The 17,674-nt window shown below is 33.9% G+C and carries 10 protein-coding genes; 9 read left to right on the top strand and 1 reads right to left on the bottom strand.

The window, feature by feature from the left end; genetic code table 11:
* The first annotated feature begins 57 nt into the window (after window positions 1-57).
* Genes ruvB through queG form a run of 3 tightly spaced genes read left to right on the top strand, consistent with a single transcriptional unit; the run spans window position 58 to window position 3,346 of the window.
* Window positions 58-1,080 carry a Holliday junction branch migration DNA helicase RuvB gene (gene ruvB, locus QGM60_RS11105; protein WP_281140315.1) on the top strand — a complete coding sequence of 341 codons (1,023 nt, stop codon included), beginning with the start codon at window positions 58-60 and terminating at the stop codon, window positions 1,078-1,080.
* A 14-nt stretch (window positions 1,081-1,094) separates the two neighbouring features.
* Window positions 1,095-2,423, top strand: coding sequence for a cytochrome P450 (locus QGM60_RS11100; RefSeq protein WP_281140314.1), 1,329 nt, complete (start codon window positions 1,095-1,097; stop codon window positions 2,421-2,423).
* On the top strand, window positions 2,423-3,346 hold the full coding sequence (queG, locus tag QGM60_RS11095) for a tRNA epoxyqueuosine(34) reductase QueG (protein WP_281140569.1): 924 nt from the start codon (window positions 2,423-2,425) through the stop codon (window positions 3,344-3,346). Before QGM60_RS11100 ends, queG begins: the two co-directional genes overlap by 1 nt.
* Window positions 3,347-3,348: 2 nt before the next feature.
* Here queG and QGM60_RS11090 read toward each other — a convergent pair whose 3' ends face one another.
* Window positions 3,349-5,715 (bottom strand): DUF5686 family protein, encoded by a 2,367-nt coding sequence (locus QGM60_RS11090; RefSeq protein WP_281140313.1) that lies wholly within the window; start codon window positions 5,713-5,715, stop codon window positions 3,349-3,351.
* A gap of 111 nt (window positions 5,716-5,826) precedes the next feature.
* Between QGM60_RS11090 and QGM60_RS11085 the strand changes: the two genes are divergently transcribed.
* From QGM60_RS11085 to QGM60_RS11060, 6 genes are all read left to right on the top strand, one after another.
* Window positions 5,827-8,109 carry an NADP-dependent malic enzyme gene (locus tag QGM60_RS11085; RefSeq protein WP_281140312.1) on the top strand — a complete coding sequence of 761 codons (2,283 nt, stop codon included), beginning with the start codon at window positions 5,827-5,829 and terminating at the stop codon, window positions 8,107-8,109.
* 77 nt (window positions 8,110-8,186) lie between these two features.
* Complete coding sequence (ruvA, locus tag QGM60_RS11080) at window positions 8,187-8,768, top strand: Holliday junction branch migration protein RuvA (RefSeq protein WP_281140311.1); 582 nt, start codon at window positions 8,187-8,189, stop codon at window positions 8,766-8,768.
* Window positions 8,769-8,773: 5 nt separating this feature from the next.
* Window positions 8,774-16,054, top strand: a complete 7,281-nt coding sequence (sprA, locus tag QGM60_RS11075; protein ID WP_348634907.1) for a cell surface protein SprA — start codon at window positions 8,774-8,776, stop codon at window positions 16,052-16,054.
* Between the two features lie 59 nt (window positions 16,055-16,113).
* Window positions 16,114-16,494 carry a glycine cleavage system protein GcvH gene (gcvH, locus tag QGM60_RS11070; RefSeq protein ID WP_281140310.1) on the top strand — a complete coding sequence of 127 codons (381 nt, stop codon included), beginning with the start codon at window positions 16,114-16,116 and terminating at the stop codon, window positions 16,492-16,494.
* Window positions 16,487-16,849, top strand: a complete 363-nt coding sequence (locus QGM60_RS11065) for a VanZ family protein (RefSeq protein WP_281140309.1) — start codon at window positions 16,487-16,489, stop codon at window positions 16,847-16,849. Before gcvH ends, QGM60_RS11065 begins: the two co-directional genes overlap by 8 nt.
* A 67-nt stretch (window positions 16,850-16,916) precedes the next feature.
* A complete protein-coding gene (locus QGM60_RS11060; RefSeq protein WP_281140308.1) occupies window positions 16,917-17,645 on the top strand; it encodes an energy transducer TonB in 729 nt (242 codons plus the stop codon).
* Window positions 17,646-17,674 lie beyond the last annotated feature (29 nt).

The raw sequence follows: 17,674 nt of genomic DNA, 5'->3' as shown, positions 1-17,674 counted from the left end.
ATTAAAGAGAGCCTTTCTAATAATTTAGAAAGGCTTTTTATTTATCTTTGTTTTAAGATGAACGAAAACCTAAACCCATATAAGGATAACTACTCTCCGGAAGAGATGGATGTAGAGAAAAAGCTCCGTCCATTATCGTTTCAAGACTTTACAGGTCAAGATCAGGTTTTAGAAAATCTTTTAGTTTTTGTTCAAGCTGCAAATCTTAGAGAAGAAGCTTTAGATCATACCTTATTTCATGGGCCTCCAGGACTTGGTAAAACAACCTTGGCGCATATTTTAGCCAATGAGCTTGATGTAGGTATTAAAGTGACTTCAGGACCAGTTTTAGATAAGCCAGGTGATCTTGCAGGATTACTTACTAATCTCGATGATAGAGACGTACTTTTTATAGATGAAATCCATCGTTTGAGTCCAATTGTAGAGGAGTATCTTTATTCAGCTATGGAGGATTATAAAATTGATATTATGATAGAGTCTGGTCCTAATGCTAGGACTGTCCAAATCAATTTAAATCCTTTTACATTAGTAGGTGCTACAACACGATCAGGATTACTTACAGCACCAATGCGTGCGCGTTTTGGAATTAGTAGTCGTCTTGAATATTATAAGACCGACTTATTAACCTCTATAGTTCAAAGAAGCGCATCAATTCTCAACGTTCCAATATCTATGGAAGCTGCTATAGAAATTGCAGGTCGTAGTCGTGGGACACCAAGAATTGCAAACGCTTTATTGAGACGTGTTAGGGATTTTGCACAAATAAAAGGTAACGGGAAAATTGATATTGCCATTGCTAAATTCGCTTTAGAAGCCTTAAATGTTGATGCACACGGACTAGACGAAATGGACAATAAAATACTTTCAACCATAATCGAAAAGTTCAAAGGTGGTCCAGTTGGTATCACAACTTTAGCTACAGCAGTTAGTGAAAGTGCAGAAACCATTGAGGAAGTTTATGAGCCGTTTCTAATTCAACAAGGCTTTATTATGAGAACACCTCGTGGTCGTGAAGTTACAGAGCAAGCCTATAAACATTTGGGTAAAATTAAAGGACCAACACAAGGAGGCTTATTTTAATGGTAGACAAAAATATGAAGCAACAAACAAGCATACCAGAAGTTTCTTTGCTTCAATTTGTCAAACATTCCTTTAAAATTCTTAAAAACCCATTACCCTTTCACCACAGGAATTTTGAAAAATACGGTGATATTTTCCGATTAAATATTGGTTTTAATAGGTACATTCATTTTTCTAGAAATGCTATTTTGGCAGAATATGTACTTCAAAAAAATCAAAGAAATTATACCAAGTCAAAGATACAGACTAAAGATTTGGCTAAATATGTTGGTCAGGGATTATTAACTTCAGAAGGAGAACATTGGAGAAAGCAACGAAAATTAATTCAACCAGCGTTTCACAAAAAACAGCTAACAAAGTTACTTGATACTATACAAAAGGCTATTGTTTCAGAATACAATAAGATTGAAACGGATAAAGTCATAGACATTTTTCCCATTTTTAATGATTTGGCGTTTCAAACCGTAGTGAAATCATTATTCAGTAGTGCAGCTAATGAAGAAGAAATTAATAGACTTCAATACATTACAGAAGCTGCCCAACGTATGTTGGTGAAAGAATTAAGACAACCGTATTTAGGTTGGTGGTTCAAAAGTAGTGGCACGCTACAAAAACATTTATATTTATCAGAGGAAGCCAGGAGTATTTTAAGAAGAATTGTCAACGAGCGTAAAGCATCAGCATCTAATTATGATGATTTGTTAGATATGCTGTTGTCTGCAAGATATGAAGATGGCTCTCCAATGGAAGAAAAACAATTGATAGATGAAATCTTAATCATGTTTACGGCAGGACATGAAACAACTTCAAATACGTTGACTTTCACCTTACAACTTTTAGCTTTGCATCCAGAATGGCAAGACAAAATCCATTCAGAAATTGTAGCAAATAGCGATAATGATGATGCCATGGCTGTAATTATGAACTCTAAAATTTGCCAGCAGGTTTTAGAGGAAAGTATGCGTTTGTATCCGCCAGTATATTTTATAGATAGAGTAAATATTGAGGAAGACCAATTTGAAGGTTACACCTTTAAACCCAATACAAATCTATTATTTTCAATTTTTGAAATACATAGACATCCAGAATTGTGGGAAAATCCAGAAGTCTTTTTACCAGAACGATTTGCTGAAGGAGGTAGAAAATATTCATCTCATTATTTTCCTTTTGGCGCAGGACCTAGAAAGTGCATAGGCAATAATTTTGCTATGTTTGAGATGATCATGGCAATTAATGAAATTGTATCCAAGTATAGAATTTCGCCAGAATTTACAACTATCGACATTACACCACTTATAACGCTTAAACCAAAAAATGCTTTTTTAAGATTCCAAAAAAGGTGATTAATTCAAAATCAAAATACACGCAACTAATAAAAGCCGAAGCTAAACGTCTCGGCTTTTTGTCTTGTGGTATAAGCAAAGCAGGATTTTTGGAAGAAGAAGCACCAAGACTAGAAGCATGGCTTAATAAGAATATGCATGGGGAAATGCGTTATATGGAAAACCATTTTGATATGCGTTTAGACCCAACAAAACTAGTTGAAGGCTCTAAAAGCGTCGTATCCTTGTTATTGAATTATTTTCCTGCTGAAGAACAAATAGATAAAAGTTATAAGTTGTCTAAGTATGCTTACGGAGCAGATTATCATTTTGTAATCAAAAACAAGCTGAAAACGCTGTTAAACTTCATGCGAGAAGAAATCGGTGATGTAGATGGACGTGCTTTTGTGGATTCTGCTCCAGTTTTAGATAAAGCTTGGGCTGCAAAATCTGGTTTGGGGTGGATTGGAAAGCATTCCAATTTATTAACCCAAAAAGTAGGTTCTTTCTATTTTATCGCAGAGCTCATTATAGATTTAGAACTAGACTACGATACACCTGTAACCGATCATTGTGGTACATGTACTGCTTGTATAGATGCGTGCCCAACAGAAGCCATTACAGAACCTTATGTTGTAGATGGTAGTAAATGCATATCTTATTTCACCATTGAATTGAAGGATAATATTCCATCAGATTTTAAAGGTAAACTAGACGATTGGATGTTTGGTTGCGATGTTTGCCAAGATGTGTGTCCTTGGAATCGGTTTTCTAAATCTCATAGCGAACCTTTATTCAACCCACATCCTGAATTATTATCAATGACCAAAAAAGATTGGGAAGAGATCACAGAAGATACGTTTAGAAAGGTGTTTAAAAAGTCCGCAGTAAAACGCACAAAGTTTTCAGGTCTAAAACGAAACATTAACTTCTTGAAAGACTAATTTTACTTAAACGTAAATCCAAATGAATACTTGAAAACAAAATTATCTTTTGAGTTTTCAAGATGATGATAACCATAGCGGTAAAAACCACCAACACCAATTCCAAAATAACCAATATCCATAAAAGGAAGTTTTAATATGTTTTGTAACTCTAAGCCAGATTCTAAAAACAATTCTTCTTTGGTTGAAAAATCAATTATTTGATGGTTGTCACTATCAGACAAACTTCCTATACCTAAGTTATTATGCAGTAAAACGTCAGGTTGAAAAAAGCCTTTATTGTTAAATAACCTTCCAAAATTATGGGTTGTAAAAAGACTAGCATATTTGTTAGATAAGAATTCGTATGGTGTAGCAGTTTGAAAATAATTTCTAACTACAAAAGGAATATCCTTATCATAGCTTCCTTCACCAGTAAACAATAATCCGTAAGGAATAGATTTATCAATGTAACCTAAATCTAATCTATACGTTGTTTTACCAAGACCTTTGGTTACGAAGCTGTGGTCTAAAGTCAGCCTAAATTTGTTATAGTTAAATTCGCCATCAAACACATCGTTCAGGCCTTTTGCATATAGGAAATTAATGATGGGTTTATCACTAATCTCTCTAATTTTAAGTCCAAACATATTCGTTATTTTTTCACTAGAGTGATAACTCAAACCAAATTGAAATTCAGAATTGGTATAATTGAAAACCGAAGCTCCATTATTATTAAATAAGTACGCATATCGAGGTGAAACTTTAGAATTATTGAAACCCAAAGACCAATCTACATTTCTAAATAGCTTCATGTTGGTAGTAATACTGTAGGATTCCACCGCATCCATTTGACTAGCAAGCCAAGTACGCTGATTGAGAATGTTATTTATACGGTTTCCTGTGAAATCTCCAGTTTCTACAACATCGTTTTTGTATTTCAAACTAATGGTAAAGTCTTTTTCTTTAGAAAAATCGAATAAAACTTCACCGCCATATTTCCAAGTATGATCTTTAAAACCATACGCTCCATAACCTCCAACAGATACCGTTTTCGAAATGTCTTCATTTGTATAAAGTCCTAATCCTAATCTGCTACCTTCATATTTGTTGTACTTATAAAGTTGATTCAAATCAATATCTACATACTTCAGAGGAATTCTACCTTCAGATAATTTTGGAATATAACTAAACACTTTATCCATTTTTATTAGCTCACCAATACTATCAATAAAAACATAAGTTCTCTTTTCTCTATAATCTAAGGTGTCTCTTCTGAACTCGTTCCAAAAACCATCATCTTTTTGAGCCAATTCTTTAGAAAAAATATTTGTTGTAAGCGAAAAATCCTTGGAAGTTAAAGGAGTAGAAAGATCAATGTCCGAAATATAACTTTTACCAACATAAGCCATACTGAAAGGACCAGTTCCAACCACCATTTCAAAATTCAATTGCTCAGGGAACCAATAGTTTTCTTTAGTTAAATTGTATTTCTGTTGAATTTTGAATGCTATTTTTCCTGAGTTTACAGTTTCTGCATCAACACTTTGTACAGCATATTTGTTAGAATTTATGGTTAGAATACCTTTTAAGGCTTCAAAGTTTCGATTAGCTTTTGGTTCAAAAGAAATAATGAAAAGTGTGTCATTATCTTTGATAATTTCTTCTTTCAAGCGGAATTTATATTTCCTAGTGCTTCCTTTAGAAATTGGATTGAGGTAATTAGTTTCAAAAAGTTCTATGTGTTCATCATAAAATGAAAAAGGTTGAAAACCGCTAGCTAATAATGCAAAATTAGGTTGTTTAAAACCCGAAGTCTTTGTAGCTATAATACTATCCTGAAATAATCTTGGCTTTAAATATTTGTGTTTAGCAATGGTTTCGGTTATGAAAAAGTAAGAGCCTTTCATTATTTTTTCGGCAGCAATCATCATAGAATCTTTTTCTTCAGTAGTACTTTTTGAAGTAAAAATGATTTTATCATAGGAATTATAAGAGTAAGATTCTAAGGTGTTTGGATTGTTGAAATCTTTGTTTTGAGCGGCAAGTTTTATAATTCTATGAGCAGGATTTTCACCATCCAAAACTACTTCATCTAAAGCGCTAACTTCTAATTTTAAAAGTATTTTTGAGCTCGTTATGTCATTCACATTCAAAATTTGAGTTTCAAACCCAACATAACTTATAGTGATATTTTGAACATTATTAGGAATATAAAATATACCATCTATATCTGAAGTTGTCCCTTTTTGATTCAAATTATTAAACAACACATTAGCAAATGCTACAGGTTTTTCGTTTTCAGCGTCTAAGAGTTGAAACCTTTTTTGGTTTTGCGAATGGGAATTCAGAAAAAAGCTAAAGACGAATAGAAAGAAAAGGTTTCTCATTGAGGAAATTAAAGTTTGATTGATTTTATAAATAAACAAAAAATAGAGGACTTTTCCACTTTAAGGCAAGTAAGCATTTACGTATATTTGTAGCTTAATCATTTTGAGATTATGAGCAAACAAAGTAAGAGAAGAGAAGCCCTTGTATATCATGCAAAACCAACACCAGGAAAGATTAAAGTGGTGCCATCAAAGAAATACGCTTCACAGCGTGATTTATCTTTGGCATATTCGCCAGGTGTTGCCGAACCATGTTTAGAGATAGATAAAGATGTAGACAATGTATACAAATACACGGCAAAAGGAAATTTAGTTGCTGTAATCTCAAACGGTACGGCAGTTTTAGGATTGGGTAATATTGGTCCTGAAGCTTCAAAACCAGTGATGGAAGGTAAGGGTTTGCTTTTCAAAATATTTGCGGATATTGATGTTTTTGATATTGAGGTGAATACAGAAAATGTTGATGAATTTATAGAAACAGTCAAAAACATTGCACCAACTTTTGGTGGTATTAATCTTGAAGATATAAAAGCTCCAGAAGCTTTTGAAATAGAACGTCGTTTAAAGGAAGAATTAGATATTCCTGTAATGCACGACGACCAGCATGGCACTGCAATCATATCTGCAGCAGCATTATTAAATGCTTTAGAACTTGCAGAAAAAAAGATTGAAGATGTGAAAATTGTAGTTAGTGGTGCTGGTGCAGCTGCAATATCTTGTACACGCCTTTATCAAGCATTTGGAGCTAAGAGTGAAAATATTGTGATGCTAGATAGCAAAGGAGTCATAAGAAAGGATAGAGATAATCTTACTTCTCAAAAGGCCGAATTTGCTACAGATCGTAAAATTGATACTCTCGAAGAAGCAATGAAAGATTCTGACGTATTTATTGGTTTGTCAATGGCAGACGTGGTATCTCCAGAAATGCTTTTGTCGATGTCTGCAAATCCTATTGTATTTGCTATGGCGAATCCAAATCCAGAGATAGATTACGATTTAGCAATTGATACTAGAGAAGATATCATTATGGCGACTGGCCGAAGTGATCATCCTAACCAAGTAAATAATGTACTTGGTTTCCCTTTTATTTTTAGAGGTGCTTTAGATGTTAGAGCAACTAAAATAAATGAAGAAATGAAGATGGCAGCGGTTGTAGCACTATCTGAATTAGCTAAAGAACCTGTACCAGAACAAGTGAATTTAGCTTATAATGAAACGCGACTTGCTTTCGGTAGAGATTACATCATTCCAAAGCCATTCGATCCACGATTAATTGCAGAGGTTCCACCAGCAGTGGCAAAAGCGGCTATGGAAAGCGGAGTAGCGAAAGAACCTATTGAGGATTGGGATCGTTATAAAAATGCTTTGTTAGAACGTTTAGGTTCGGATAATAAACTCGTTCGCCAATTGTTAGGTAGAGCAAGAACAAACCCAAAACGTGTAGTTTTTGCGGAAGCAGATCAACTTGATGTATTAAAAGCAGCTCAAATTGTATATGATGAAGGTGTTGCTCATCCCATCTTATTAGGGCGACGCGAAGTTATAGTAGACTTAATGTCCGAGATTGAATTCGATGCAGACGTTCCTATTATAGATCCAAAATCTGATGAAGAAACGGATCGAAAGAACCGATATGCTGAAGCCTATTGGAAAAAGCGTAAGCGCCAAGGAGTAACATTATATTCTGCACAAAAGAAAATGCGAGAACGTAATTACTTCGCGGCAATGATGGTGAATGTAGGTGATGCAGATGCTTTAGTAACAGGATATTCTCGTAATTATCCATCAGTAGTAACTCCGATGTTAGAATTAATTGGAAAAGATGATGGAGTCTCTAAAGTTGCGGCTACTAATGTAATGATGACAGAAAGAGGTCCTATGTTTCTTAGTGATACCTCTATAAACATAGATCCTTCAGCTAAGGATTTGGCGCGTATTGCTCGTATGACTTCAAAAATCACTAAAATGTTCGGTATAGAGCCAGTTACGGCAATGATTTCATATTCTAACTTTGGGTCATCAAAGAATCCTAGAGCTGATAAAGTTAGGGAAGCAGTAGAATATTTGCATAAAGCTTATCCAGAAATGATAGTCGATGGCGAATTGCAAACCGATTTTGCATTGAATTCAAAATTACTTCAGGATATATTTCCGTTTTCAAGATTAGCAGGTAGAAAGGTAAATACTTTAGTTTTTCCAAATCTAGATGCTGCAAACATAACTTACAAGTTGCTGAAAGAACTTAACAAAGCGGAATCTATTGGGCCAATTCTAATGGGAATGAAAAAGCCTGTACATGTCTTACAGCTAGGTGCTAGTGTAGACGAAATTGTAAACATGGCAGCTATTTCAGTTATAGATGCTCAAGAACGCGAAAAAAGACAGCTGAAGTAAAGTGTTTTTAGGTTTTGTCTAGTTTATTGTAATGTAAATAATTTTATTACATTTGGGCTTTTAACCTTAGGTAATAAATGATTACGCACTTAGAGGGAAAACTCGTTGAAAAAAATCCTACAGATATTGTTATAGATTGCAATGGTGTAGGGTATTTTGTCAATATTTCACTTCATACTTTTTCACAGATTCCAGATCAGGAAAATTTAAAAATATACACCTATTTACAAGTTAGGGAAGACTCGCATACGCTTTATGGTTTTGCATCAAAAACTGAACGAGAAATCTTTAAATTATTGATTTCCGTAAGTGGTATAGGTGCAAATACAGCGCGGACAATGTTGTCCTCATTAACACCAGAACAAGTTAAAGAAGGTATTGCAGGTGGTGATGTAGCTTTAATACAAAGTGTAAAAGGTATTGGAGCTAAAACAGCTCAACGTGTTATTATAGACCTTAAGGATAAAGTGTTAAAAGTTTATGGTATAGATGAACTTTCTTTAATACCGAACAATACTCACAAAGATGAGGCGTTATCTGCTTTAGATGTTTTAGGATTTAACAAAAAACAATCTGAAAAAGTTGTTGATAGAATTTTAAAAGCCCAACCAGACGCCCAAGTAGAGGAGATTATTAAAGAAGCTCTAAAAAACTTATAATACAATTGAACACTACTAAAGATACTAAACTGCAATCTTTCGGTTTTTCCTGCATAATGGCTATTATGCTCCTTTTTAGCTCTTTTGCTGATGCCCAAGAAACCGAACAAGAACAGGACTCTACAAAAACTACTGTAGCCTTTGGTAAAATATTAATGCCAAACCCAAATAGTATAGTATCTAAATATACTTATGACCCTATTTTAGACCGCTATATCTACACTGAGAAAATAGGTAATTTTAATGTTAATTATCCTTTAATTCTTACGCCAGATGAATTTCAAAAACTTGTTCTTCAAGAAAAAATAAAGGAATATTACAAAAGAATGGCTGATGCAGTTGCTGGCCAAAAAGAAGGTTCAGAGGAAGATCAGAAAAATTTATTACCTGAATTCTATATTAATTCCGGATTGTTTGAAACTATTTTTGGTAGCAATACCATTAGTATTGTGCCACAAGGTTCCGTAGAAGTAGATTTAGGAATATTGTATTCAAGACAAGATAATCCTGCTTTATCACCTCGAAATCGTTCAAATTTCACATTTGATTTTGACCAGAGAATCAGTTTAAGTTTACTTGGTAAAGTAGGTACAAGACTTCAGGTAACCGCTAATTATGATACCGAAGCGACTTTCGATTTTCAACAGGTCTTTAAAATGGAATATACTCCAACAGAAGACGATATTATCCGTAAGATTGAAGTGGGTAATGTTAATATGCCACTAAATAGTTCTCTGATTACTGGTGCTCAAAGTTTATTTGGTGTAAAAACCGAATTACAATTCGGGAAAACCAGAGTTACAGCAGTGTTTTCTGAGCAGCAATCCCAATCAAGATCGGTGACGGCTCAAGGAGGTGGAACTATAGAGGAATTTGAGTTTTTTGCAAGAGACTATGATGAAAACAGACACTTTTTCTTAGCACATCACTTTAGGGATACCTATAATGAGTCTTTAAGACAATACCCCTGGATTAACAACCAAGGATTACAAATCACAAGAGTTGAAGTTTGGGTGACCAATAGAAACAATCAAACCGAAAATGTTAGAAATATTGTAGCATTTCAGGATTTGGGTGAGTCAGAGTCAGAAAATATAGGGTTAGAACCATTAGGTGGTTTTGTTAATAATCCAGGTGCGCTTCCAAATAATGAGAACAATGCTTTTGATCCTACCAATATTGGTGGTGCAGGTTCCTACTTAACAAGTGCCGTTAGAGATGTTACAGTTGTTGAAAATGGAGTAACAGTATCTGTTGATGAAGGTTTTGATTATGGAAAACTAGAATCAGCAAGAAAACTTATTCAGAATCAAGACTATGTTTTAAATGAGGAATTAGGATATATTTCCTTAAACCAAAGATTGCTTAATGATGAAGTTTTAGCAGTGGCGTTTCAGTACACTGTTGGTGGTGAGGTTTATCAAGTTGGTGAATTTGCAAATGATGGTGTGGATGCTACAACTGTTGATAATACATCTGGAAATGAGGTCGTAAACAACCAGGCTTTAGTCTTAAAAATGTTGAAGAGTGCTGTAACATCAGTAGAGCAACCAATTTGGGACTTAATGATGAAAAACATCTATGATACTGGTGCTTATCAATTAAGTCAAGAAGATTTTAGATTAAATATCTTTTATAGAGAGGCTTCAGCTGTAAATTACATTAGGCCAGTCGAGGTTAATGGTGTTCCTGTGCCATTTCCTACCTATGATAATAATACACCAAATGATAATACAGACGATACAGAAATTCAAGAAACTCCTTTAATTCGACTGTTCCATTTAGATAGGTTGAATTCTAATAATGATCCACAAGAAGGAGGTGATGGATTCTTTGATTATGTTGAAGGTACGACGGTATTAACACAAAACGGCAAAATAATCTTTACCAAAGTTGAGCCTTTTGGACGCTATTTATTCGATGTATTAGATGATGATAGTAACCCGTCTGACAATGCTACAGATTACGAACAAGACACATATACCAATGCAAATCAAGAAAAGTATGTGTATGATTTGCTTTATAAATCCACAAAAACACAAGCATTAAACGAAGCTGAAAAAAACAAGTTCTTAATTAAAGGACGTTTTAAAAGTAGCGGAAGTGGAGGTGGAATACCATTAGGTGCTTTTAATGTGCCTAGAGGTTCGGTAACTGTAACTGCAGGTGGTCGTGTTTTAGTTGAGGGTATAGATTATACTGTAGACTATAATCTAGGTAGAGTTGAAATTTTAGATGAAGCCTTAAAGGCATCAAATACACCAATTAATGTTTCGGTAGAAAATAATGCCGTTTTTGGTCAGCAAACTAAACGTTTTATGGGTGTTAATGTAGAGCACCAATTTGATGAAAACTTTATTTTAGGTGGAACATTCTTAAACCTAAGTGAAAGACCAATTACCCAAAAAGCAAACTACAATGCAGAACCAATAAATAATACAATTTTTGGTCTTTATGGTAATTATTCCACAGAAGTCCCTTTCTTAACACGTTTAGCAAATAAGTTGCCAAATGTAGATACCGATGTGCCGTCTAACCTTTCTGTTAGAGGTGAATTTGCTTATTTGTTACCTGGAGCACCAAATGGAACGGACTTTAATGGTGAAGCTACATCATACATTGATGATTTTGAAGGAACCCAAGGAGCAATAGATTTGTTAAGTCCATTGTCTTGGTATTTATCTAGTAGACCTCAAGAGATGCCGTCTAATGTACCAGGAATAGATGGTCCTGGTATAGAGAATGGTTATGGTAGAGCTTTTCTGAATTGGTACACTATTGATCCAATTTTTTACAGTAACCAAAGACCTAGTGGAATTGATGATGATGATATATCTGACTTATATACAAGACGCGTTTTTATAGATGAAGTATTCCCTAATGTAGATATAGCACAAGGACAAACTTCGGTTATCAATACTTTGGATTTAGTATATTACCCTACAGAACGTGGGCCTTATAATTTTGACCCTAATGCAGCTAATGAAGCACCTCTAGATCCTAATGATTCTTGGGCAGGTATCACAAGACAGATAACATCAACAGATTTTGAACAAGCCAATGTAGAATATATTGAATTTTGGGTACAAGATCCGTTTTTAGATGACCCAACTAACCAAGGTGGTAAATTATATGTAAACCTTGGTAACATTTCTGAAGATATCCTTAAGGATGGTAAAAAACAATATGAAAATGGACTACCGCAGAATGGTGATATCTCTATACTAAATCCAACAGAATTTGGTGGTGTTGTGCCGCAAAATCAATCGTTGATTTATACATTTGATACAGAAGGAAATCAAAGAGCCAATCAAGATGTAGGTTATGACGGTTATGATGATACGGAAGAGATTAATGAATTTGGAGCCGAGTTTGGAGACGATCCTTCAAATGATAATTATGCTTATTACATCAATTCAGAAGGTAATATTTTTGAACGCTATAAAAGATATAATGGTGTAGAAGGTAATTCACCAGATACGTTTTCAGATACTAATAGAGGTTCAACAACTCAGCCAGATGTAGAGGATATCAATAGAGATAACACGATGAACACTATTGATAGTTATTTTGAATATGAGATAGAAATAACACCTTCAACACTGAACTTAAATAACCCTTATATTTATGATATTAAAGGAGATACTGATGATCCTATTGAGGTCACTTTACCAAATGGTGATGTTAGAAACGATGTTAAATGGTATCAGTTTAGAATCCCTATAAATGAAGAAACAAGAAGTATCGGCGGTATTTCAGACATAAGATCTATTCGTTTTGCGAGACTTTATTTAAGAGAGTTTAATCAAAATACAGTATTGCGTTTTGCGACCTTAGATTTAGTACGTAGTGACTGGAGACGTTATACTTTAGATTTAGATAATGACTCTACAAATGATAGTGCAGATGCAGATTTTTCAGTTGGTATTGTGGGTGTTCAAGAAAATAACGGTAGTTATGAAATTCCACCTGGTGTTGAGCGCGAAGAGCTTAATAATAATAACAATATTATAAGACAAAACGAGCAATCATTAGTGTTGCAGACTTGTAATTTAGAGCCAACAGATTCTAGAGGAGTTTTTAAGAATGTTAATGTAGACATGCGTCAGTATAAAAAACTACGTATGTTTCTTCATGCAGAGGCCCAAGAAAATCAATCTCTTGCAGAAGGAGAACTCATTGGTTTTATAAGAATGGGTAATGATTTTACAGACAACTTTTATCAAATAGAGATTCCTTTATTACCTTCAGAATATGCAGAAGGAAGCAATGCTGAGCAAATTTGGCCAGAAGTTAACGAGATTAATTTACCATTGGAAATCCTTCAGCAAATAAAGTCTTTAGGTATTTTTAACCAATCATTGAGTGATGAAAATCCAACATTTTATAATGTTAATGATGGGGCTTTAGATGAAACACCAGTAGGTCAATTTTCTAACTTGGAAATTGGACAGCAACGTGTCGGTATTAAGGGAAATCCAAATTTTGGTGACATTAGAGTTCTTATGGTTGGTGTTAAAAACTCAGGTTCAACAGGTGTGAATTCTTGTGGTGAAGTTTGGTTCAACGAACTTAGAATGTCTGATTTAGAAAATGAAGGAGGTTGGGCAGCAATATTGAGCATGGATACTAATATTGCAGACTTTGCTAATGTAAGTGCTACAGGGAGAAGAAGTACTATAGGTTTTGGGGGTATTGAAGAAGGTCCTAACGAAAGAAGCAGAGAAGACGTTAAGCAATACGATGTTGTTACTAATGTGCAGCTTGGGCAATTATTACCTAAAAAATGGGGAGTTCAAATCCCGTTTAATTATGCTCAAAGTGAAGAAACTATAACACCTCAATTTGATCAGTATTATCAAGATATAGAGTTGCAAACACAATTAGATAATACTACCAATCAAGATTCTATTCTAAAGGTCAATGAAAATTATACCAAAAGAAAGAGTATTAATTTTATTGGTGTTAAGAAACAGAAGACGGGAGATTCTAAAAAGCATTTTTATGATGTGGAAAATCTAACATTCAATTACTCATACAACAAAGTAGAGCACAGAGATTTTGAAATCGAAAGATCTTTAGATCAAACTGTAAGGGCAGGTGTAAACTACAATTACGCATTTGAGCCAGTTAAAGTAGAACCTTTCAAAAAGAATGATTCTTTATTTACCGGTAAGTATTGGAAAATCTTAAAAGACTTTAATTTTAATTTACTTCCAACTAGTTTTTCTGTAAATACTGATATTAATAGACAATTCAATAGCCAGAAATTTAGAGAAGTAGAGTTAGGAGGTGATAATATTGGGATAGAAGAACTATATAGAAGAAATTATACTTTCGATTTTCAGTATGCTATAAATTACAATTTAACTGATGCTTTAAGCTTAAATTTTACAGCTGCAAATTCTAACATCGTTAGAAATTACTTCATTGATGATCGTATTAATGGAAGGCAAGATCCTGAGCTTAATGTTTGGGATGGTTTTTTTGATTTTGGTGATCCAAACTTCCAAACACAACAGCTACAAGTTAATTATGAACTACCACTATATAAAATACCAGCGCTAAGTTTCTTAAGAACAACTTATGCTTATAACGGCACATTTCAGTGGCAAAAAGGTTCTGACTTAAATGAAAATTTAGTAACAGAGTTAGGGACATTTGATTTAGGGCATTCTATCCAAAACTCTGGCACTCATAATATCAATACCACACTTAATATGGAAACATTCTATAGAAGTATTGGATTGGTAAAAAAAGGAAATAGAAGAGGTAGAGGCAGAAATACAGCTGTAAAAAGAAGAAGTGCAACACCAAATGCATCATTAGATAAAAAAGGAGAAGCACAAGACAAAGACCCTAATAAACTTAGTACAGGTAAAAAAGCTTACAATACTTTTGTTGATATTGTAACGATGGTAAAACGTGTTCAATTTGGGTATACAGAAAATAGAGGAACATATCTCCCAGGTTACTTACCAACACCAGGTTTTGTTGGTACACTTAGACCAACTTTAGGTTATACTTTTGGTTCACAAAGAGACATTAGGGAATTAGTAGCACGTAATGGTTGGTTGACTACTTTTCCAAATTTTAGCGATCAATATTCGGAAATTGAAAACACAACTCTAGATTATTCTGCTACTGTTGAGCCAATGCAAGATTTAAAAATAGATTTGGTAGGTAATAGAACTTATGCCAACAATATATCGCAGACTTTTTACGGAGAAGATATTAACCAAGATGGTGTAAGTGACACATATAATGAGCTAATCACAAACTCTTTTGGTAATTTCAATATTTCCACAGCGATGATTAAAACGGCTTTTAGTAAAAGCGATGAAAATCAATCCGTAACATTTGATGATTTTAGAGCTAATAGACTTGTTATAGCCAACAGACTTGCATCTGCTAGGGGAATTGATGTTAATAACCCTGCTAATTTAGACGCTGAAGGGTATCCACTTGGTTTTGGAAAAAATAGTCAGAAAGTATTATTGCCAGCTTTCTTATCTGCTTATTTAGGTTCCGATCCGAATAAAATAAGTACAGGAGCTTTCAGAGATGTGCCAATTCCAAACTGGACACTGAAATATACAGGCTTAATGAAAATCGCTTGGTTTAAGAAAACCTTTAGACGTTTCTCAATACAACATGGTTATAGGTCTCGTTATACGATCAATCAGTTTAGGAACAATTTAGATTACGAATCTCCAAATTACGAACTTCCAGCTGATGACCCACAAAATGCTGATGCAGTTAATGCTGCTGGTAACTTTAAAAGTGAAACATTATTCAGCAACATAAACTTAGAAGAACAGTTTAGCCCGTTAATTCGTCTAGACTTTGAAATGAAAAACTCAATCAAAGTATTAGCAGAAATAGCAACTGATAGAACATTATCTCTAAGTTTTGATAATAACCTATTAACAGAAACTCTAGGAACAGAATATACTTTAGGATTAGGCTATAGAATTAAAGATTTAAGAATTCGCTCTCAGCTTGCAGGTCCGAAGCAGATTATTAAGAGTGATCTTAACATGCGTGCAGATGTATCTGTAAGAGACAATAAAACTATTGTAAGATATCTAGACTTAGATAATAATCAGATTACAGCAGGACAAACTATTTGGGGTTTGAAATATACAGCTGATTATGCTTTTAGTAAAAACCTTACCGGTATTTTCTATTTCGATTATACCTTCTCAGATTTTGCTATTTCAACATCATTCCCACAAACTTCAATAAGATCAGGTATTACCTTAAGATATAATTTTGGTAATTAATTTTGAATGGAAACAATTAAAAAATTACTTTTGTTTCATTAATTTTTTACACAATAGAGATGAACATACCATCAGAATTAAAGTACACCAAAGATCACGAATGGATAAAAATTGAAGGTGATATTGCTACAGTAGGTATTACTGATTTTGCCCAAAGCGAATTAGGTGATATTGTATATGTAGAAGTAGATACTCTAGATGAAACTTTAGACGCAGAAGAAGTTTTTGGTACAGTTGAAGCAGTAAAAACAGTTTCAGATTTATTCTTACCACTTTCAGGTGAAATAGTAGAGTTTAATGAAGGCTTGGAAGACGAACCAGAAAAAGTTAATTCAGATCCTTATGGTGAAGGTTGGATGATTAAACTAAAATTCTCTGAAGCTTCTCAAGTTGAGGGATTACTATCTGCAGAAGATTATAAAGCCTTAATTAGTGGTTAAAAAACTAATATTACCAGCAGCTATAATCTATACCATTTGGTTAACGATTGTCAGTCTGATTAATCTTAGTAATGTACCTAGTTTAGGATCGTCTTTTGATGATAAAATTTATCACTTTATAGCATACTTTGGATTAGGCTTTTTATGGGTTACTTATTTTAAGTATAACATAAAATCAACTAATATCCCTTTGGCCTTTGGGACAGTGTTGCTTTACGGTATAATTTTAGAGCTAGTACAACACAAAATAAATCCCAATAGAACTTTTGACTTATACGATTTATTAGCAAATTGTTTAGGTGTTATAGTTGGCACATTAATTGCAGCTAAACTCAATGTATTTAAGTTAAAATAACTCAAAGCCTTGTTTTTTTTACTATTATTTAGTTAAATTAGCGATGTTATAAAAAACAAAAATTTTTATGGAACCTAAAAAGAATCCAAAATCGGATGTAAGTCGCAATAGCTCAATATATTTTGCGGTTGGTTTAGCGTTAATGCTTGCTGTAACATACTTGTCGATTAACTATAAAACTTACGACAAAAGTGATATTGCATTAGATTCGCTTAACCTTGATGATGAACTAGAGGAAGAAATTCCAATTACAGAGCAAATCGTTACACCTCCACCGCCACCTCCACCGCCACCAGCAGCTCCTGAAGTTATTGAGGTAGTAGAAGATGAGGTTGAAGTAGAGGAAACAGTAATTGAGTCTACAGAAACTGAAATGGAAACAGAAATTGTTGAAGTAGAAGAAGTAGAGGTTGAAGAAGTAGAAGAAGATATTGAGGTTCCATTCTCAGTTATTGAAAATGTGGCTGTATTCCCTGGTTGTGAAAATGAAAAAGGAAATGCTGCTAAAAAAGCTTGTATGAACGAAAAAGTAAACAGGTTTATTAACAAGAAATTTAATGTAGATTTAGCAAGTGACTTAGGTCTTCCTCCAGGAAGAAAGAGAATCTTCGTTCAGTTTAAGGTAGATAAAACAGGAAATATTACAAGTATTGCTGCCCGTGGTCCACACCCAGGATTAGAAAAAGAAGCAAAAAGAGTAATAAGTCAGTTACCTAAAATGAAGCCAGGAAAGCAAAGAGGTAAAGCTGTGGTAATGCCGTTCTCTATTCCAATTGTATTTGCTGTGCAAGACTAGAAAAACATTTTTTTTAAATATTTAAAAAT

It is taken from the genome of Winogradskyella sp. SYSU M77433 (genome assembly GCF_029911945.1).
GTDB lineage: Bacteria > Bacteroidota > Bacteroidia > Flavobacteriales > Flavobacteriaceae > Winogradskyella.
This window is presented reverse-complemented; position numbering and strand designations above follow the sequence as displayed.